Raw genomic sequence first — 20,411 nt, 5'->3', positions numbered from 1 at the left:
GGATAATGAACAATGCCACTTAGCGATGATTATGGAATATATTTTCCAGCAGCTCAGGAAAACTCCCCCACTCATTATCTGGAGTGTCATCATAAAGCAGTGAAATAAAGCCGAGGGCGGCGCGGGACAGTGAGTGCTCCCCCTGGTAAACAAGGTAGTAATCTACCGCGAGATTAAAACCGTTGACATGAAGTTCAACCAGCTCACCGCTGTTCACCTCATCGGATATCGCCAGATGAGGAATCACGGTTACGCCATAACCGCTGCCGATAAGCCGTTTAGTCGCCTCCAGATTAGAGAGCGTCACACGGTTTTGCGGAGCGGTGTTCGCTGAGTGACGTTTAAACCACGAATTTATTTTGGCTCTTATCCGCGTTCCTTTCTCACGCATAATGAAAGGTGATTGTAGTAATTCATCCGGACTCATATCCCGCCCGGCACATGTCGCCAGGGGGGAGTGCTTGCCCACCACTACTTTGTAGTTTTCCCGATGCAGAAATACCTGTTGTAACGGAGAGCGAATTACGGAACGTCCGGCAAAACCGATCTCAACCTCGCCGCTGGCGACCAGTTCCGCAATGTGGTGCGAGTTACCGGTCAGAATTTCCAGTTCAATTCCCGGAAAGCGTTCGTGGAAACGCTGAATAAAACGCGTGAGATAGTAAGTGCCCATCACGCCCGTCGCCCCGATGGTCAGACGGCCTACCTGTAGTTTACTGATGTCCTGAAACACGCTCTGTACTTCATCAAAAAGATGAAAAATACGCTGTGTGTATTCAAACAGGACTTCGCCTTCTTTGGTTAAACTAATTTGCCGACGGGAACGATCGAATAATGACACCTTCAGATAGCTTTCCAGTGCCTGGATCTGCATGCTGATGGCGGGCTGAGATAAAAAGAGTGCCTGTGCGGCCTTAGTAAAACTGCCGCTGATAACAACCTGGTTGAACGTCTTAAAATGGTCAATATCCATATTTAGGTACCAGCAGTTAGAGGTGCGTTTAACGATTCTGAATATGAATATACCGAATTAACACAGAAAAAGCAGGGGAGCATCCGTTCGTTTTACTGGATGACGTATTCCGGAAACCGCATGAGAAAAGGTGATAATGCCTCGCTGTCTCTAAAAGCCGAAGCGCATCCACGCAAACATGGCGTTACCATTGTTATACGTACCTGTTCCGGGGTTATAGGGGAGGCTTTTGGCATTTTACACTGTCGTTCATCCCGCAGCTGCAACGGTGTAGTTCTGGCCAAGGACCAGTTGAGCGGATTCGCGTTTAAACTCTGCGCTGAAATTTCTTTTTTTCGTTGGGACACCTGTATTGTTCTGAGATGAGCATATCACCTCTGTTCAGGTGGCCAAATTCAATAAACCACTACAGTAGAAATAAAAGGGATTTTGCGAATTTAGCTAAAGGTGGTTAAGTAATAAGTGAATTAGCTCAGTTATATTATCAGGTGATAATAACCATTATTTGCAAGTAAAGAGTTAAAGTCGAAATTGCAATTTTCTGCAGGTAGACCAATGACGCTTTCTTTTGGCATCCGAAATTTTTATATTTCCGATCCAGAGGGGAATCTGCTTGAAATAGGAAGCACGAACGAGAAATTAGGGGGCGCATGACGGAGCAGTTGCAGGCATGCTGACCTCAGCCATACAGAGGTGTCATATATGGCGATAGCCAAAACGTCTGCAGTCCCCAACGAGTTTAGTGTTGGTCCGGATAAACGTGTATCAACAGTCGGGTGTTATGCCTCAAGTAATGACACCCCTGTTAGCCTCCAAGCGGCGTAAATAACTCAATCAAGTTTTCCTCCGGATCGTACAGATGAACCACTCTCACACCCCATTCTGGCATATCTATTGGCTCGTTAATGAATTTAATCCCTTTTAACGAATAGGCCTCAAAGCTTTCATCTACATTATCAACCTCGAAACAAACCATTGATTTTTCTCGATATATTATCAACTTTTCTCTGTCAGCATTTCCAATAATTGGGGCCATCAGATCAGAAGTAAAGATAGCAAGACCTTCTATACCTTCGGCGACTTTGAAGCTGGCATAGCAATCTTCAATATCCCAGACAGCTTCCAAACCAAGCTTCTGGGTGTAGAAATTGAAACATTTGCGGTAATCTTTGACTAACAGTCTTACATTGTTGAATTTCATATATTTTCCCTTATATATTACATAAACCACAAAACGCAAGTTTGAGCATCTGAGCGTGACTATTAATTTGGCTTATCAGAGATAAGCTCTGTCAAAATTCAGATATATCATCCTGGTGCTCCTTTGTATTCCTGAAAGTGCGATTATTCCAGTTCTGTTCCTGTATATTCTCTCATTGAGCTTATTGTTTGCGTTGACGACATCAGATTATAGCTTTTCTTAGCAAGTTAAAAGGTGTGTATCTGACTAATAGCACAACCGTGTTTGCATTTTCCCGCTGTGACCGTCCTGCAAGTAACCTGAAAGGCGTCGGGTATTAGCACTTAACGCCTTAAGTATTATTTTAAAGTTTTTTCCGACGAACAAGTCGCTTGAAGAGGAGAACGCCCGCCTCAAGAAGCTGCATGCCGAAGCCATGCTGGATAAGGAGGCACTCAATGCCGTAATGCTAAACCTAAAGTTGGCCTGTACCACGAAGTAAAACCTTACAGGCAAAAAATAATCCTCAGATGTCGCTGCCGTTTTATGAATTTCATTCATAGCGGCTATTTAATGTGCGTAATTATCTTTCCTCCCGACTTCGTTAGTCTTGGTCACATGCGGACACACTCATTATGTCCTGATATGACCAGCCTGAGCGACTGGCCAAAGGTATCGTCTGATAGGGGTTAAATACTCTTATCGAAGAAGACGTCCAGCTTTTGCAAAGCCTTGTCGACGTACTCAGGAACCCAATACGTCTCGATATGGGTAGCGCCATCGATCAGGAAGAGTTCTTTGTCTTTTGTACCAGTGGCTTTCGCAAACGCATCTTCCGTCATATAGAGCGTATCGGCTTTTGTACCAGCAATCATCAGCAGCGGTTTATTGATGAGATTGATATGGTCCGTAACGTCAAAACTCATCAAATCTAACAGGCTACTTGTCGTGTATTTAAACGTAGAGTTCGGGTGCGCGTGAGTTTTCCAGTAGTACTCATAGCCCTGTCGATATAAGGCAAAAGGTAACTTAGCGATCTGTTCATCAGTCAGATTGGCATCACCGGAGTACAGGACTTCGCCTCCGGAAGCTTCCTGAGCACGTGCGTCAGAAGCCTGCTGAAGACGCTGCTGAATAGTATCCAGCTGTGAGTCCTGAAAACCGTTGCGGCGCACCAAGCCTGAATTAAACATGCTGATGGTTGCGATCGATTTAAACCGTTGATCCGTTTCGGCCGCAACAAGTGAATAACCGCCACCTCCGCAAATACCCAGCAGACCGAGGCGGGAAGTATCCACTCCCGGATACTGGCTGATGTAGTCAGCCATGCCGTGGATATCCTCGATGCGATTAGCGGGTTTATCCACGCTGCGAGGCATCCCACCGCTCGCGCCCTGATGAGCCGCGTCGGCAGTAATCGTGATGTAGCCCTGTTCGGCGAGACGCTGGGCATACAAGCCTGCGACCTGCTCTTTTACGCCGCCATTCGGATGTGCAACCACCACGGCAGGGTATTTTTTGGCGGGATCGTAGTTAGCAGGGGTATAGACATTCGCAGCTATCTGAATGCCATGCAGATCGTACTTCACCGGATGAATGTTGACCTTGCCTTTGACGTTCTCAGTAATGGCACCGTCATAGGCCAGGGTGAATGGATTTTTTTTGTAATCAGCCGCATTGACTGAGGTGGCCCCGGTTATTGCCGTGAGCAGTATTGCAGTTAACAGATTGAATTTCATGGTCTCTCCCGATGAGTTTCAGGCTTGCGGATTTAAATGTGCAGACTCAGGTTAGAGAGAGAGGCCTGTCAGCATCGTGACAGGTAAATAACATTTTTGTCAGCAAGCAGACTGAGATGGCTTCATGTTTCTGACAATGCTGTCAGGTAAGCGTCAGCTTTATGTTGGCAATCAAGAGGCAGAATAAGCCCGATTGAACAGTTAAGAGGAAATCCCGTTATGCGCCTGTTGCTAGTCGAAGATGAAGAAAAAACGTCAACCTATCTCAACCGTGCGTTGAGTGAATCCGGATTTACGGTAGATGTCTCTGCAGATGGCGCAGAAGGTCTTCATTACGCGCTGGAGCTTGACTACGACGCGATAATCCTTGATGTGATGCTGCCGGGGATGGATGGCTACCGGTTACTCGAGGGGCTGCGGGCCGTCAAACAAACGCCGGTACTAATGCTCTCGGCCCGCGGTTCGGTCGACGAGCGCGTCAAAGGGCTTCGGCTTGGCGCGGATGATTATCTCCCCAAACCCTTCTCTCTTATCGAACTAGTGGCGCGCATCCAGGCTCTGGTGCGTCGCCGCTCCACGGATGGCGCAGACATCACCCAACTGCAAATTCACGATCTGCATCTCGACCTGCTGGCCCGCCGCGTATTTCGCGCCGGAACGCGACTGGAGTTGACCGCAAAAGAGTTTTCCCTGTTAAGTCTTCTGGCCCGGCATCAGGGGGAGATCCTGTCAAAAATGATGATTGCCGAGCAGATATGGGACATGAATTTTGACAGCGATGCCAACGTGGTTGAAGTCGCCATTAAACGTCTGCGAGCCAAAGTGGATACCCCGTTCGACGTCAAACTGTTACATACCGTTCGTGGCATGGGGTATGTCCTCGAAGTCCGGGCGGAATAAATGAAGAGGCTCAGCATGCCTAAACGTTCCATCTCCGTTCACCTGGCGCTGATGTTTGCCTTATCCGCGCTGCTGATTGTGTCCATTATCGGTATCCTGCTCAGAAGCTCCTTACATGACTCTTTGCAAAAGCAGATGCACAACGAACTGTTGTTCCGGGAATCATTAATGAGTCCGTGGATCACCGCACGAACCTCGGCTGACGGCTGGTCGACGTTGGCTAATAAATTTACTCTGCTAACCAATTCTGAAGGTGAGCGCGTTCGTTACTGGATAGTGAGCGATAACCCGCGCTTTAGCATGGGGGGAATACCACCGGTGGGCGTTCAGTGGTCTTCTTTGCAGGAGGGATTTAATAAAGTGCCCGGCGCATCGGAAGGTGCATGCTCACTGTTCCTGTTAGTGAAAACCATCCCCGCCAACGGTGAAAGGCCTGAGCTGCGCTATGTGGTTGCCATCGACTCCACGCCGTATATGGGCACACTTGATGCGTTCACACGAACGCTGCTGATTATTGCCGCGCTGGGCGTACTGATTGTCGCCTTACTGGGATACATTGTTTCACGGATTGGCCTGCGTCCGGTGGGCATGCTCAGTCAGCAGGCACAACACCTTGCACCAGGTGACCATGGCCAGCGCCTGAATACCTGCGCGTTGCCCGAAGAACTGCAGCAACTGGCATCATCATTTAACGGCGTGTTAGAGCGTCAGGAAATCGCCTGGCGACAGCTCGAGAGCTTTAATGCCGATGTTGCTCATGAACTTCGTACCCCGCTGACTAACCTGATCGGCCAGACGCAACTCGGGCTATCACGCCGACGTTCACAAGATGAACTGGAAGAGTTATTGGGTTCAAACCTGGAGGAGCTTGAACGCATGACGTCGATAGTTAACGACATGCTGTTCCTGTCTCATGCGCACGCGGGTGAACATGCTTCCCAGCTTACGCAAGTCTCCCTGCGCGAAGAAACCCTGAAAACAGCGGAATATGTTGAACCCTCTTTTGCTGAAAAACAGCTTTCGCTGGAGGTTGAGGGCGACGTCACGGCGCATATCGACAGGCGGCTGTTTCACCGTTCACTGGCTAATTTGCTGGAAAATAGCGCCAGGCATTCCCCCTCCAATAGCACGGTTACGGTGCGCTTAAGCGAAAAAGGCAATCAAGCTTGTGTAGACGTTTCTAACCCTGGCGATCCGATAGCGCCAGAGCACTTACACCGGCTTTTCGAACGGTTCTATCGTGTTGACACCTCCCGAGCCAGGAGTGATACCCATCATGGGCTGGGCCTGTCGATTGTCCGTGCCGTCGCCATTATGCACCGGGGAGATGTCTTTGCCCGTAGCGAGAACGGTATCAATACCTTTGGCCTGACGTTTGCTAAACAGCCTGACGCTATCCGAACCGGGAGACTGATTTCAGAGACAAAATCGGGATCTCCGCGCGCAAAGACTTCTGACAAAATTGTCAGAGAGTCGTCAGTCTGATGTCAGGCTATCTGCGCCAGAATCACTGCTGATACTCACCACGGCTGATTGAAGGAATGAAACAGTGAGAATGAAAAAGGTATTTAGCGGGTTTCTGGCGATGATGGTCATGGGGCTTCTGGGGCAGCCCGCGTTCGCATCAGAGGATTCATCCGCACACGCCCGCACGCTGATTATCTACTTTTCACAACCAGAGGAGATGAAACCTGGTGCCGTGGATGGTTTTTCCGGGGCCAGCGTATTACAAAAAAATACGCCAGAAACCGGCAGCACGCAGTTTATTGCGCAACTGATTCAGAAGCAGACTCACGGCGACCTGTTTCGCATTGAAACCGCCACTCCCTACCCTCGCCAGCATGATGCACTTTTGCGCGTTGCCGAAAAGGAACAGCAAACGAAAGCCAGACCCTCGCTAAAAACGCCGCTCCCTGACCTGAGCAGTTACGACACCATTTACGTCGGCTACCCCATCTGGTGGTATACCATGCCAATGGTGATATACAGCCTCTTTGAGCAAAATGACTTTGCAGGCAAAACGGTCGTTCCCTTTACCACCCATGGTGGCAGCAGGTTAGCCGACTCCCTGCGAGAAATTGCTCGCATGCAGCCACAGGCCAAATTAGTCACTCGTGCGCTCGCGATCTCGCGCAACGATATTTCAGCTCCTGACGTACCCGCGCAGGTTGAGCAATGGGTAAAACAAGTCCAGCCACAGCGTTAATCCCTCGACATGAAGAAAATTTATATTTTCCAGGTCATGCAGGATGCGCTGATGACGTTACTTCTGTTGGTATTGATGGGATTTCACCTTCACGGTGAAATTGTGCATGAATGGGCGGGTCTTATTTTTACGCTGCTCATCATGCTGCATTTATATCTTAACCGGCATCGCTTGTGGTCACTGTCGCCCAATATTCCGTTAACCATGCTGGTAGTTAACAGAATCATTAATGCAGTGACATTCGTTGTCATTCTGACCGCGATTGTCTCGGGCATGATGCTGTCCCGACATATCCTTCTGGACCAGGCGTTCCACAACCCGGCGAGCTGGGTCAGGAAAGTACACATGACGTCGGTCCACTGGGGAATGCTCATTCTGGCGCTGCATATCGGGTTGCACTGGAAAATGCTGGCGACTTTTTTCTGCCGGGTCCTGAACATCTCCAGCAATTCATTCTTTGCAAATGTCATGATGCCAGGAGTTTTTTCGCTAATCGCACTACTGGGATTGTACGAATTACTGAACCAGGACTATCTCGATTATTTGTTGATAAAGGTCGATTTCTCCTTTTTCGATTACGATGAATCTGCCCTACTTTTTCATCTACGCTACCTGGCCATTATTGTTTTATTTTCATTAATGACACGGTTTTCGCTTTGGGGCCTTATTTTTAGAAAAGACAAAGCAGCGTCACCATAATAAGGGTTAACTGACAGAATTGTCAGGCTGGCGTCAGTCTGACGACATCTCCCCCTGATTAGAATCATTGCAGACCCTCTCCATCATTGTAGATAAGGACGCTTTGCATGATCAGACATTTACGTTACCTCGGGCTGTTACTGCCCCTCTTTACGTTTTCATCCTGGGCGGCGGAGCAAAATCCCGCTGTCCATATCGCCACCGCCGGAAGCCAGAATGCGGTGTACGGGGCAGCAGAGAACTTTACCGGTCGCGTCCGGGTTGATCCTCTCTTCAAACCAGATAACGAAATTAGCGTTTCCGGGGCTTATGTCACCTTTGAGCCAGGTGCTCGTTCCGCCTGGCATACGCATCCGGCAGGCCAGCGGCTGATTGTGACCTCGGGAGTTGGGCTTACCCAACAAGAAGGCCAGCCGGTGCAGGTCATCCGCGCTGGCGACGTTGTCTCTTGCCCGGCGGGCGTCAAACACTGGCACGGGGCGGCACCCGGCAGCGCAATGACGCACCTGGCGATAACCGGGATTGTGGATGGCAAAAGCGTTAACTGGATGGAGAAAGTGACAGATGAACAATACCACGCCCATTAAGGCATTAACGGCAGCGGTACTGCTGACCTTTGGTTTGGGTCTCACGGCACATGCTGCGCCCGTCAATAAAGGAGCCTCAGAAATGAACCACGAACAAACGGTTTCAGATACGCTGTCAGCTCGCCAGCAAGCCATCCCGTTGATTGCGGCATCAATGGCCAGCAGTCAGATGGATAAGCTGAATGCCGCACTGAATCAGGGGCTTGATGCAGGACTCACGATAAACGAGACCAAAGAGATTCTCGTCCAGCTCTATGCCTATACGGGATTTCCCCGTAGCCTGAACGCGCTGAATGAACTGATGAAAGTCGTCGAAGCACGTAAACAACGTGGCGTTGAAGACGTTGAAGGTAAAGAGCCGGTCGCCGCCATCCCTGTCGGAGATGAGCTTCGCCGTGTCGGTACCGCAAACCAGACTAAAATCTCCGGCGCCCCCGTCCAGGGACCTCTGTTTGATTTTGCCCCGGTCATTAATCAATTCCTACAAACGCATCTGTTCGGCGACATTTTCGCCCGCGATAACCTCGACTGGCAAAGCCGCGAGCTGGCAACGGTTGGCGCTTTAGCCGCCACGCCGGGCGTTGAAGCTCAGCTGTTATCGCATACGCGAGCCAGCATGCGAGTCGGCCTGACGGCAGCGCAACTGCGCCAACTGGCACAAGTTCTTCGTGAAAATGGCGCAGAAGATGCGGCTACGCGGGCGGAACAGGCGCTGCAACGGGCGTTAGCAAACAGTTAGGCGTTGGTTTGAGACGATACGGTGCTAATCCTCCGCATTCATGAGTCTGCCAAATAAGGGCAATCAAAGGTGCTAAATAATTCACGCTGACAACTCAGATATGATTGAACGGCAAACATAACAGAGGATGTAATCTTGAAAACTGTCTTAAAAACGCTGGCCATCTGCGCGATGGCGGGTGGCATGGTGGCTCAGTCGGTATACGCCGAGCCGCTGGTCATTCAGGAACAGGGAAGCTTTTCTGCTGGTGGCACAATCATCACCGCACCAGGGAAATTTGACGCGAAAACGCCGCTGGACTCTGCGGGTCAAACCTGGCATGGCGATCATGCGTCTGTGTTCTACCAAATTCCGGAAAATCCGCATAAATACCCTATCGTCATGCTGCACGGCGCAGGTCAGTTCTCCCGCACCTGGGAAACCACGCCGGATGGTCGCGAAGGATTCCAGAACATATTCCTGCGTCGTGGATTCTCAACTTATCTTGTCGATCAGCCCCGCCGGGGCAGCGCCGGGCGCACGACGGTAGAAGGTACGGTTACGCCTAAACCGGATGAACAGATGTGGTTTAACCAGTTCCGCGTTGGCGTGTGGCCAGAGTATTTTAAGGGCGTTCAGTTTTCTCACGACAAAGAAGCCCTGAATCAGTATTTCCGTCAGATGACCCCGAATACCGGGCCGTTTGATATCAATGTTATCTCTGATGCGATGTCCGCCGTCGTGGATAAATCCGGCCCGGCTATCCTCTTTACCCACTCCCAGGGTGGCGGACCAGGCTGGTACACGGCGATGAAAAATGACAAGATCAAAGCCATTGTCGCCTTCGAGCCTGGTAGCAGCTTTGTCTTCCCGGAGAAAGAGCTCCCTGCCCCAATGCCAAGCGCGTTCGACACGCTGAAGGGTGAACCGGTGCCGATGGAGCAGTTTATGGCACTGACTAAAATTCCGATTCTGATTATTTACGGCGATAACATCCCTGATAAACCTGTCGCCATGCCCGCGCAAGACAGCTGGCGCGTGCGTCTGGCAATGGCTCGCGAGTGGCGTGACGTGGTGAATAAGCATGGCGGAGATGTCACTGTGACGCATCTGCCTGAGGAAGGAATCAAAGGCAATACCCACTTCCCGTTCTCGGATCTGAATAACGTGCAGATTGCTGATATGGTGAGTCAATTCCTGGAGGAAAAAGATCTACAATAGGAAGAGCTAGTATTGAGCCTTCATTATTGAGGGCTCAATACAATCATCAATTATATCAAAAAAATAAAATGGGGGCGTGACGGTCTGTTTTGAGCGAGGAGCGGAAATTAATATATCTGTTAAAGTGAACAAATTTAGCTATCCGCAAGCGAGTAAACTCTCCACCAGAGGTGACTTATGACAAAACCTGTATAAACAACCAAAAGCCTCGCAAACAGCACACGCCTGAATTTCGCCGTGATGCTCTGAAGCTTGCCGAACGCATCGGTGTTGCTGCCGCAGCTCACGAACTCCGCCTGTATGTATCCTCTACGGGTATCGGAAAATCTGCTGAAACAGGATGTTTACTCCAGCGAACCGAATCAGAAATGGGCTGGTGATACCACATACTTATGTATCGATGGAGACTGGCTTTATCTGTCGGTGGTCATTGAGCTGTGAGCCCGCGCGGTTATCAGTTCCTCACTGTCATCACAAATGACGGATCAGCTTGCCTGCGATGCACTACAAATGGCGCAGTAGCGGTAAAAACGCTCGGAAAATTTCACTTTCCATATCAACAGGGGAGGTCAGTACTGTTCAACGGAATATCAGGCCCTGCTGAAGCGGCATATTCTGCGTGGCAGCATGAGTGTAAAGAAGGCTGCGACGACAATGCCTGCGGCAGCCTTAGCCCGGAACAAATTTGAAAACCAGAACCTCGTATAGTGCTATGTTCACATTACTTGGATAGGATCAAAGTTCGATTAATTCTACAAAGCCCGCTCATGATAATTATTCTTATTCAATTAATCGTAAGTGTATCTCTAAAGACCAATCGAAGGGTCACCTTTAATCATAACACCATGAATAACATAAGTAATCCCCCATCTAAAAGCACTTGTATAGAGGATGTATACGAATGTTATTAAAAATAAAAAAGTTTTACTCAAATATTGCAGATCGCTCTCCATATGATTTAAATCAAATATCAAATACAAATATCACGTCGATTAAATATATTCGTGATTTATTATATTCATGATAACAATTCTGTTGTCTTCTCACCTTTGGTAAGGATTAATGATGAAAGCATTGCCAAAAGTTGCAAAAGGTTCCGTAAACGAACTTTCGAATAAAAGTATTACGCCAATTGTGGCAGGGATCGTTGCCGGAGTGATTGCCGGAGTAAGTGCTCCTGCAATGGCATCCAACGGCAGCGAACCCCCTATTTCTACTATTCAGTCACAAGCAACCATTAATCACACCGTACAGCAAACCAATACGGCTATAATCCTGTCTAAACCGTCTTTAGATGGACAGGCATTCGCTGCGCATTACAGCCACTCCAGTCATGCCAGCCATTCCAGCCACTACTCATGCACACCAGGTTCAACGTGCTAATAAACAAGGCCAGCCTAAAAGCTGGCCCTTTCAGAAGGTGATGATGATGGATAATGTTGTGCAAGGAAGAAATGCGTTGGGTGAGTTCTTTATGCTATCGTTGAATAAAGATTTTTACTGCCCAGAAGCAATAATGAAGAGCTGCTATGCGCTAACAGATGATTACTTCATTCACGCAGTAAAATTAACAAATGATTCCACGGGAATCTATTTTTATAACAAAATTGAAAATACCTATGATATTGGCAATACTGTAAAACATTTTCTGCAATTACTTAATGATAATCAGATGCGCCAAATTGTTCTGCAGGAAACATCTTCCTTACATGAGGAAATCATTAAAAAAGCATTTTCTCCTGCTGCTTCACTCATCAATGTACAGAATAAGAGTGACGATTTAACTATTCTTGTATCAGCAGTGTAATCTTATGTTAATAAAACTAGATCCCGATTTTTACACTCCAGAATCTATCTGTAATATGGCCCGACAATTTTCGGACTATATGAGCGTAGAGTTTGATGCTAACGAGGAAATTTGCCTGAAAATGAGCGTAAAGGCAGAGCACCAGCCAGAAAGCGTGCTCATTATCAACACATTCCTCAATAATATCCTTGAGTTAAGCATACAGGACATGATGAGTAATGAGCGTTAAATTCCAAGCACCTTCAACGTTTGTCCGCCAGGCATATCAACTTCTTCCGTTCCGATTTAGTTTGCTTGAAAGTGGAAACTATTTCCTTTCGACAGATTACGGGGAGTGGATTTGCCTCAACCCGACACAACTTTCTACATTGATAAAAAAAGAAAAAATCGAAGATGCAATGCTTTGGTATGAACTGAAAGCCAAACATATAGTTTGTCAGGATATTGATAATAACCAAATAGCGCTACTCGCTTCGCGATATAGAACGAAAAAAGCGTTTCTCGAGAACTTCTCTCAATTGCATATCTTTGTCCTAACAGTAAGGTGCAATAATTCTTGTGTATATTGTCAGGCATCACGTAAAACCTGCCAGTCTGATCAATCTCGCTATGATATGAGTCCGGCCGTTCTCGAAAAGAGCATTGAATTATTTCTGTCTATGCCATCTGATAAGTTAACCCTGGAGTTTCAAGGGGGAGAGTCAACGTTAAATATGACGTTGATCCGGCAAGCAGTTTCATTGGTTAAGTCAAAGGGCACGAAAAAGGATATTCAGTTCGTAGTTTGTACCAATCTGTGCGAACTGAATGATGACGACCTGGAATTTCTGCTTGAACATCAGTTTTCAATTAGTACTTCACTGGATGGCCCACAGGAATTACATGATGCTAACCGCAGGTATGGCAACAATGGTGCCTGGAACGCATTAGTCGCGACTCTAGATAAAATCAAACGGAGGAAGGGGTTTGACAGGGTAAGCGCACTGATGACTACTACCAGGCAAAGTCTTGAAATGCCACATGAAATAATCGATGAATATGTTGCTCAGGGGTTTCGCAGTATCTTCATCCGCGAACTTAACCCCTATGGATTTGCCCAAAAATATTTTCATAAAGTCGGCTATAGCACTGCTCAGTTTCTGGCATTTTATGAGAAATGCCTCGATTACATTATTTGCCTAAACCGCAATGGTATTACGTTCCGTGAATCCTATGCCAGCCTGATCATGAAAAAGCTCATGACCCCGTGGGCTGCGGGATTTGTAGACCTTCAGTCTCCTTGTGGCTCAGGTTTTGGCGTAACACTCTACAACTATGATGGCAATATTTACCCGAGTGATGAAAGCCGTATGATGGCAGAAATGGGCGATCAGCATTTCAAAATGGGGAACATCTTTGAGAATAGTCCCGAAGAACTGTTCTTTGGTCCTGTTATGCAAGACCTGGCAGCTGCGGGAGTAAATGACTGCCTACCGGTATGTTCTGACTGCGCATTCGCGCCTTATTGCGGTGCAGATCCTATTCGCAGATATCAGGTGACAGGGTCAACTTTTGGGCAGCCAGGAAAAGATGAATTCTGTGTAAAAAACAGGGGCATTATTAACATGGTCATTAAAAGATTCACGGAGGGTGATAATGAAACTCGCCGCTTGTTGATGCAGTGGGGTATGAAGTGAATACACATTACGCAGAAGATACGCTTTTTCTTTCTACACAGGCAGATAGCACATTGCACTTGAATACGCCACTGTTTGGTAAAGTTGTCGCAGATTCGAATGAAAGTGTGGACGATGCTATTCTTTACTTGTCACCACACATGCAAGCCCCCTTACCACCTTTGCATAATGTCTACGCTATCATTTGTACCTTTGATGACCCGCGCCTGGAGTTTATTATATCGCAAAAAGAGATACCGATAATTATTGTCGATAAGGACAAAGTATTCAGTCATGGCGACGTCATTACTGTAAGTGAACGTGGGCGCATTCATCGTCTTTTCCGTGCCAGCTCGCAGAACAATGCATTCCTTGTAACTGAAGTCTGCAATAACCTTTGCATTATGTGCCCTCAGCCGCCAAAACCAGAATCAGAGGTCAACCATAGATCTATTGAGCACAGAATTCTGCAAACTCTGAGCCTGATTGATGATGAACTGTTCCCTGCATCACTGTGTATTACTGGCGGTGAACCCACGATGCTTAACGATGGATTACTGCGCATTATTGAAGGTATCTCAAGCAGAAACCAGCAGACGTTAATTCATTTGCTAACCAACGGTCGTTTTTTGAGTAATGAGCACTATACGGCTCGCCTGGCCTTGGTGGGTAATCATCAACTACTCGCTGGAGTTCCACTTTTTGGGCATGCCTCAGAGATACATGATTATGTGGTTCAATGTGAAGGTGCTTTTGAGCAAACGATGGCCGGCTTACTAAATTGCTACAGGCACGGCATCAGTATCGAATTGCGTGTCGTGTTGAATAAACTCACAGTGAAACATCTGACTGCGCTGGCTGAATTTATTTCCCGTAACCTGTTCTTCGTGAAACACGTCGCTCTGATGGGGATGGAGAACATGGGATATGCAAAACTTAATCGTGATACAGTGTTTATCGATCCATGGGAGTATAAAGATATTCTTTCTGAAACTATTGAAATATTTCAGCTTTATGGTATCGATGTTCGGGTTTTTAATCTACCTTTGTGTGTTGTGAATACTGATACTCATATTTATTGTAAACAAAGCATCAGTGACTTTAAAAATAGTTGGAACCCCGCCTGTGAGCACTGTTGTAAGCGCAACAACTGTTGCGGATTTTTTAACTCATCCACAGATAAATTTTGGCTATCCAGACATATTAAACCCTTTGTTAGTGACTGAACAGAATCGTGGAGCGTTGCGAGATACTTCTCAATACAGGTTTTATAACTGAGTTGCCGCAACCTTTCGTCATTATAAATACTAAGAATGCTGAACAGGATATATGATGTTTAAATTAAATATTAGTGTATTGGGCTTACTATTTCTGACGCTGATTAGCAGTGTTTATGCGGCAGATATTAATCAAGCAGACTGCAATTATGCTATAAAGCGTTTGGAAGATTTCAACTCTAATGGTCTCAAAAATCCAAATCAGCGCAAAACCTTTGAAGAAAAAGCAACTTATGCATATGCAGAAGCGTGTCAAAGCGCGGGACTGGTTACTATCTTTGGCTATTTGCAAGAAGCACCAGAAACTACACCAGAAATACAAAAATATTGTAGTGATAACGCACGTTCACGTGGCGAGTATGCGCGATGCGCCGTGACGGGAAAGTTAGATGATGTTTCTAATTAAAAGATACAGCGAAAAACAGAACTAGCGTCAAAAAGTGAATATTTTTTACTAGGATGCTTACAGTTCACTTTAGATATCTAAAATAAAACACCTGGATTTAATGAAGAGCCTCTCTGAGCGGGATCTCGTATCTTGATAGGACTGCTAAGAGTACTTCTCAAAGTTATCTGGGTGTTTTAGTGTCAGAGTATTCAGCGAAAGAGTTTTTGGCGATGCCGTTTTAACCACTCCTACATAAAACGTGCCAAATATATATTCAAACTATCATCCAGGGATGTCATATCCATCAGTTTATTTATATTTTACATGCTGAATTTAAAATAATACGCCTACCACTGAAACTTACTTTCTTTATAAATGGCATTCAAAATGTCAGGCATGTTATATTTCGGCCTGTTAGGCCTTTCTATTTTTTATCCTTAAATTCAAGTGTAAATAGACCCGTTTTAGTTCCATGCATTTTTTGAGATCCCGGCCAAATAATGGTGCTGTCGGTATTCCTCCGGTGTCATATTGTTCAGTGATTCATGCGGGCGTTCACAGTTATATTCTGACAACCATTTCTCCGTAATTTCCCGCACTTCACTCAGCGTTCTGAACAGATAAAAATCGAGTATTTCTGTACGGTATGTCCGGTTAAAGCGCTCAATAAAAGCGTTCTGCGTCGGCTTACCCGGCTGAATAAATTCCAGTTTTACTGCATGTTGCTCTGCCCATTCAGCCAGTGCCAGAGAGATAAATTCCGGACCATTATCCATGCGTAGCATGACCGGATAGCCGCGATTTGCCGCAATCCTGTCGAGTACACGGACCACGCGCAAAGCTGGCAGATTCAGATCGATTTCAATCGACAATGCCTCACGGTTAAAGTCATCAACGACATTGAACGTGCGAAAACGACGGCCACAGACCAGAGCATCATGCATAAAATCGACAGACCAGCTCTGGTTCAGCGCTTCCGGTGTGGCCAGTGGCGAGGGATTACGCACCGGCAACCGTTGTTTGCCTTTACGGCGAAAATTCAGCTTCAGCAGACAATAAATACGATGGATCCTTTTGTGATTCCACGGGTATCCCTGCCGCCGCAGAACCTGGAAAAGTTTTGGAAAACCGTATCGTGGGTATCGCTCTGCCACTGCCTGCAACGCGACAATAACAGGTTCGTCACGCGTGGTATCCGGACGGTAATGGTAAACCGTTCTGCTCAGGTTCAGACTCCGGCAGGCCTGACGGATACTGAGTCCAAATGTCGTTATCAGATGAGTGACCAGCTCACGCTTAAAGGCTGGTTTTAAAGCTTTTTTTCGATAACGTCTTTCAGCGCCCGGTTCTCAAGGCTCAGGTCGGCAAACATCTGTTTGAGACGTCGGTTCTCGTCCTCAAGATCCTTGATCTTTTTAATATCAGAAGCCTCCATGCCGCCGTATCTGGACTTCCAGTTGTAGTAGGTGGCTTCAGAGATACCGGTCTCCCGGCAGACATCTTTAACAGTTCGTCCGGCTTCAACCGACTTAATCACAGCGATGATCTGATGCTCAGTAAAACGGGCTTTACGCATAGCGATCTCCTTCGTTGGCAGATTGATTATGCCGGATGATCTCTAAATGTGAATGGCACGATTATGCGGGATGTTTACACAAGGCCTAGGGAAAAATATTCGCGATCTCGTAGTAATTGTTTATCCAGGACAAGAGGCTCAATTGCTGAGCAAAATCAGGAACAACAAAACCATAACGGTTATATCTGCACTCATCAAACAAGCTCATGAATTACCTGTTGAGCCTTATAAAACATTAACATGGGGTCGTGGCGCTGAAATGACCAGCCACACCCGATTTACTGTAGCCACAGACATTCAGATTTATTTCTGTGATCCTCAATCTCCCTGCAATGTGGCTCAAATGAAAATACGAATAGATTGCTCAGACAATATTTACCAAAAGGAACTGACTTATCGGTTCACAGCCAGTAAAGGCTTAACAGTGTTGCCAGACAGCTCAACGAAAGGTTGAGAAAAATACTAAACTATGAATCACCCGCAGAGAGGTTCAATAAGTGTGATGCGTCCATCGGTTGAACTCACAGAACTTAGCGGACAATCAAACTGGGCTGTAGGTTCGCTGCGAGCTAAAAGCGGAAGTTGAAGTTCACTTGCTAACTGAAAAGACAACTTCCGAACTTGCGGCTGTTCATTCAGGATTTTACAAACAAGCTCATTATTCCCACTGCCAGGGCGCTATAGAAAAGCAACTGATACAGATTCGTCGGCACGTCTGTCCATTTTCTAACGATGCCCAGCGCGACCACGACCAGCGCAGCCGGGTAAATGGCGCACAGCACGGGAACCGCCATTGCGGTGAGGGAATTCAGTCCCAGCACGGCAAGTGCTGCTGACACCATCAGGGAGAGCGTCACCAGCAGCCCATAAGACGCACCGGTCGTCTGGTTGAAATAGCGCGCCGTTCCGGTCGTCAGACCAATGGCCGTGACCAGACAGGCGAGGGTAATGATCGCCGCCAACAACACCCGGCCATAAACGCCAAAAACAGTCTCGACATAGGCGCTCATCACCTGCATACCGTTCGTTGCGCCCCGCACCGGGCTGTGGGACCCCATCGACAGATAGCAGATATAAATCACGGCCAGACCTGCAGCGGCAATAAAGGCTGCGGCAGTGGAATGGGTGAAGATGCCCCGCGGATGGTGGATCCCGCGCTGCTTAAGCGTGTGGGTGATAATGGCGCCAAAGCACAGCGCACTGATCACATCCAGGGTCTGATAACCGTTGACGAACCCTGTATCGAACGCGCGAGTTTGATACGCGGTTGTGGCGGTCGTGAGCTCACCAATCGGATGTAACCAGGCACACACGCCGATAAAAATCAGGGCACTAATTTTAATGGGCGAAAGGAAGAAACCGACGATTTCCAGCAGTTTTCCGGGCTTAGCCAGCGTCGCGCCAGCAAGGCCAAAGAACGCGGCGGAAAATATAATCTTCTGCATCAGGGAACTAGCTGCGCCATCGGTGATGACTTCGTAGCTAATCGTCGCGGTGCGTGGCGTACCAAATAAAACCCCCAGCGTTAAAAAGCAAATGCCAATAAAAATCAGGCTCGGCCATTTGCCTAAGGGTTTCGTTAATTCCGCGATATCACCGCCATTAATGGCAAGGGAAATAATCGCCAGCGCCGGGAACAGAACCGCTGTGATGATAAAGCCAAAGCCTGCATTAAAGGCGTTTGCGCCCGCCTGCATGCCGACCAGCGGCGGGAATATAATATTGCCAGCACCAAGAAAAAGAGCCAGCGTCATCCCCCCAAGAGCTATGGTCTCGGATAGAGGCAGTTTACAATTCTTTGTCATATTTTTTAAAAAACGCTCAGGTTTTGTGCGATTCATTTAGTGGAGATAATATAGATTACAGGACAATTAGCCGAATTTAAGATTGTTTTGTGATTTTTATCACTGATTTATACTTTTCAGAGAACAATTATTAACCGTTTTGCTATCACCTCCAGTATTTTCTTCTAATCAATATTCCTAACTCCAGCTGTAACGAGTTAAATAAACATACGACAACATGACTTTCAACCAAATGTAGATGCAAACAAGCATGTGTTTAATATTTATAGGGGAGTGTTGAGCAGTTAAAAATATATTCCTTGTTACGGTAATGTATATTTTTTGATGAATTAATAACTTGTTAACTTATTAACAATACCAACTACATCCGATTTTGGCATAGAACGGCTAAGCGGGCAGACCCAGAGGTCGCCACGAGTAACGCTGGCAGTAACACTTTTCGACGCTTGTCATATCACTTGTAGTAATAGAGCCGCAAATTCCCCCAAGTCAGGGTGTAGTGTGTTTTAATACTTTTGGATTTCATCATTTCACAGCCAAACTATGCTAATCATCCTCAGCTTCCTGCCAGGAAGTGGGAAAAGCACTATCGCTCAGGCATTAACAAAAAAGTTCAACGCTCTGTGCTTGAGAAGAACCCCAACGATTATTATCGTGGGGAGTTAGCAACAGCCGCTTCTGACAAAAAGTTGACCGTCAGCACGCCACAAATTAATGAACACATCTAATAAACCCTAGCTAATTACCCCATCTAATCGAATAAATAACTTTGCGTTATGCTTTTCCTCGACAACAGCCAAAGGATAACGTCATGCAAACTGTAAAACTGAACAACGGTATTGAAATGCCCCTGCTGGGCTTTGGTGTGTTTCAAATGTCTGATGCCGCTGAATGCGAAAGAGCCGTGATTGATGCCATCGATACGGGATACCGCCTGATCGATACCGCCGCGTCTTACCAGAATGAAACCCAGGTCGGGAACGCTCTGAAACAAAGCGGTATCGACCGTAACGAACTCTTTGTAACGACCAAGCTGTGGCTGCAGGATACTCATTACGAAGGCGCTAAAGCCCAGTTCGAACGCTCCCTGAATCGTCTGCAACTTGATTATGTTGACCTGTATCTGATTCACCAGCCTTACGGTGATGTTCATGGGGCATGGCGTGCCATGGAAGAATTGCAACAGGCAGGAAAAATTCGCGCCATTGGCGTCAGCAACTTCCATCCTGACAGACTGGCCGACCTTATCGCCTTCAACAACGTTGCCCCTGCGGTAAACCAGATTGAAGTTAACCCCTTCAACCAGCAGCTGCATGCCGTTCCTTGGAATCAAAGCCGTGGCATTCAGCCGGAAGCCTGGGCTCCGTTTGCTGAAGGGAAAAATGGTCTGTTCCAGCATCCCGTATTAACGGCAATTGGTCAGAAGTACGGCAAAAGCGTGGGCCAGGTTGTTCTGCGTTGGATCTTCCAGCGAGGCATCATTTCACTGGCGAAATCGGTGCGCAAAGAACGCATGGCAGAGAACATTAACATTCTCGATTTTGAACTCAGTTCTGAAGATATGCTGCAGATTGCTGCCCTCGACACTGCAACCAGCGCCTTCTTCTCTCACCGCGATCCGGCGATGGTGGAATGGCTGACCGGCCGCAAACTTGATGTTTAAGTCGCGATAAAAGAGGT

At 47.1% G+C, this 20,411-nt stretch carries 19 protein-coding genes and 3 pseudogenes; 16 read left to right on the top strand and 6 right to left on the bottom strand.

The features are described 5' to 3' along the window. Positions 1–19: 19 nt before the first annotated feature. The 4 genes and pseudogenes from HVZ39_RS11745 to HVZ39_RS11730 form a co-directional block, all read right to left on the bottom strand. Positions 20–973: a LysR family transcriptional regulator gene (locus tag HVZ39_RS11745; RefSeq protein ID WP_181633632.1), complete on the bottom strand. Its 954-nt coding sequence runs from the start codon at positions 971–973 to the stop codon at positions 20–22. 194 nt (positions 974–1,167) lie between these two features. Then, positions 1,168–1,345, bottom strand: a pseudogene (locus HVZ39_RS11740) (transposase); the annotation flags it as partial. 433 nt (positions 1,346–1,778) lie between these two features. Beyond that, positions 1,779–2,174 carry a VOC family protein gene (locus HVZ39_RS11735; RefSeq protein WP_181633631.1) on the bottom strand — a complete coding sequence of 132 codons (396 nt, stop codon included), beginning with the start codon at positions 2,172–2,174 and terminating at the stop codon, positions 1,779–1,781. 668 nt (positions 2,175–2,842) lie between these two features. Next, positions 2,843–3,892 carry an alpha/beta hydrolase gene (locus tag HVZ39_RS11730; RefSeq protein WP_181633630.1) on the bottom strand — a complete coding sequence of 350 codons (1,050 nt, stop codon included), beginning with the start codon at positions 3,890–3,892 and terminating at the stop codon, positions 2,843–2,845. A gap of 219 nt (positions 3,893–4,111) precedes the next feature. Here HVZ39_RS11730 and HVZ39_RS11725 point away from each other — a divergent pair, with 219 nt between their 5' ends. From HVZ39_RS11725 to HVZ39_RS11670, 14 genes and pseudogenes are all read left to right on the top strand, one after another. Beyond that, positions 4,112–4,792: a heavy metal response regulator transcription factor gene (locus HVZ39_RS11725; protein ID WP_181633629.1), complete on the top strand. Its 681-nt coding sequence runs from the start codon at positions 4,112–4,114 to the stop codon at positions 4,790–4,792. Between the two features lie 15 nt (positions 4,793–4,807). Continuing rightward, positions 4,808–6,277 carry a heavy metal sensor histidine kinase gene (locus HVZ39_RS11720; RefSeq protein ID WP_181633628.1) on the top strand — a complete coding sequence of 490 codons (1,470 nt, stop codon included), beginning with the start codon at positions 4,808–4,810 and terminating at the stop codon, positions 6,275–6,277. Positions 6,278–6,377: 100 nt separating this feature from the next. Then, positions 6,378–6,998, top strand: coding sequence for a flavodoxin (locus tag HVZ39_RS11715; RefSeq protein ID WP_196406176.1), 621 nt, complete (start codon positions 6,378–6,380; stop codon positions 6,996–6,998). A gap of 51 nt (positions 6,999–7,049) precedes the next feature. After that, positions 7,050–7,697, top strand: a complete 648-nt coding sequence (locus HVZ39_RS11710) for a DUF4405 domain-containing protein (RefSeq protein ID WP_181633627.1) — start codon at positions 7,050–7,052, stop codon at positions 7,695–7,697. Between the two features lie 107 nt (positions 7,698–7,804). Then, complete coding sequence (locus tag HVZ39_RS11705; RefSeq protein ID WP_016153327.1) at positions 7,805–8,284, top strand: cupin domain-containing protein; 480 nt, start codon at positions 7,805–7,807, stop codon at positions 8,282–8,284. Further along, positions 8,262–9,023 carry a carboxymuconolactone decarboxylase family protein gene (locus tag HVZ39_RS11700; RefSeq protein WP_181633626.1) on the top strand — a complete coding sequence of 254 codons (762 nt, stop codon included), beginning with the start codon at positions 8,262–8,264 and terminating at the stop codon, positions 9,021–9,023. The genes HVZ39_RS11705 and HVZ39_RS11700 overlap by 23 nt, the downstream gene beginning before the upstream one ends. A gap of 135 nt (positions 9,024–9,158) precedes the next feature. Next, positions 9,159–10,223, top strand: coding sequence for an alpha/beta fold hydrolase (locus tag HVZ39_RS11695; RefSeq protein ID WP_181633625.1), 1,065 nt, complete (start codon positions 9,159–9,161; stop codon positions 10,221–10,223). 303 nt (positions 10,224–10,526) lie between these two features. Then, positions 10,527–10,885: pseudogene (locus tag HVZ39_RS26615) on the top strand (DDE-type integrase/transposase/recombinase); the annotation flags it as partial. Positions 10,886–11,285: 400 nt separating this feature from the next. After that, positions 11,286–11,606, top strand: a complete 321-nt coding sequence (locus HVZ39_RS11690; RefSeq protein ID WP_131346154.1) for a hypothetical protein — start codon at positions 11,286–11,288, stop codon at positions 11,604–11,606. Beyond that, complete coding sequence (gene hxsD / locus HVZ39_RS11685; protein WP_032947106.1) at positions 11,557–12,030, top strand: His-Xaa-Ser system protein HxsD; 474 nt, start codon at positions 11,557–11,559, stop codon at positions 12,028–12,030. The genes HVZ39_RS11690 and hxsD overlap by 50 nt, the downstream gene beginning before the upstream one ends. A 55-nt stretch (positions 12,031–12,085) precedes the next feature. After that, the gene (locus tag HVZ39_RS26425; RefSeq protein ID WP_220137870.1) at positions 12,086–12,259 is read left to right on the top strand and encodes a hypothetical protein; all 174 of its coding nucleotides are present in this window, start codon (positions 12,086–12,088) and stop codon (positions 12,257–12,259) included. After that, positions 12,249–13,706 (top strand): His-Xaa-Ser system radical SAM maturase HxsB, encoded by a 1,458-nt coding sequence (hxsB, locus tag HVZ39_RS11680; protein WP_131346159.1) that lies wholly within the window; start codon positions 12,249–12,251, stop codon positions 13,704–13,706. Before HVZ39_RS26425 ends, hxsB begins: the two co-directional genes overlap by 11 nt. Continuing rightward, a complete protein-coding gene (gene hxsC, locus HVZ39_RS11675; RefSeq protein ID WP_131346161.1) occupies positions 13,703–14,911 on the top strand; it encodes a His-Xaa-Ser system radical SAM maturase HxsC in 1,209 nt (402 codons plus the stop codon). The genes hxsB and hxsC overlap by 4 nt, the downstream gene beginning before the upstream one ends. 103 nt (positions 14,912–15,014) lie before the next feature. After that, positions 15,015–15,368, top strand: a complete 354-nt coding sequence (locus HVZ39_RS11670; protein WP_131346163.1) for a hypothetical protein — start codon at positions 15,015–15,017, stop codon at positions 15,366–15,368. A gap of 446 nt (positions 15,369–15,814) precedes the next feature. Here HVZ39_RS11670 and HVZ39_RS11665 read toward each other — a convergent pair. Continuing rightward, positions 15,815–16,926 (bottom strand): IS3 family transposase gene (locus tag HVZ39_RS11665; protein ID WP_181632868.1). Its coding sequence is split into 2 segments (ribosomal slippage): positions 15,815–16,665 and positions 16,665–16,926, totalling 1,113 coding nucleotides; the frame shifts between segments, so codons are not numbered across the junction. A gap of 169 nt (positions 16,927–17,095) precedes the next feature. Between HVZ39_RS11665 and HVZ39_RS11660 the strand changes: the two are divergent. Continuing rightward, positions 17,096–17,445: pseudogene (locus HVZ39_RS11660) on the top strand (IS30 family transposase); the annotation flags it as partial. Between the two features lie 116 nt (positions 17,446–17,561). Here the strand turns inward: HVZ39_RS11660 and brnQ are convergent. Continuing rightward, on the bottom strand, positions 17,562–18,680 hold the full coding sequence (gene brnQ, locus HVZ39_RS11655) for a branched-chain amino acid transport system II carrier protein (protein ID WP_249419333.1): 1,119 nt from the start codon (positions 18,678–18,680) through the stop codon (positions 17,562–17,564). An 862-nt stretch (positions 18,681–19,542) separates the two neighbouring features. Here brnQ and HVZ39_RS11650 point away from each other — a divergent pair. Next, a complete protein-coding gene (locus HVZ39_RS11650; protein WP_131346169.1) occupies positions 19,543–20,394 on the top strand; it encodes an aldo/keto reductase in 852 nt (283 codons plus the stop codon). The last annotated feature ends 17 nt before the right edge of the window (positions 20,395–20,411 follow it).

Source organism: Citrobacter sp. RHB35-C21, from assembly GCF_013816515.1.
GTDB lineage: Bacteria > Pseudomonadota > Gammaproteobacteria > Enterobacterales > Enterobacteriaceae > Citrobacter > Citrobacter braakii.
This window is presented reverse-complemented; position numbering and strand designations above follow the sequence as displayed.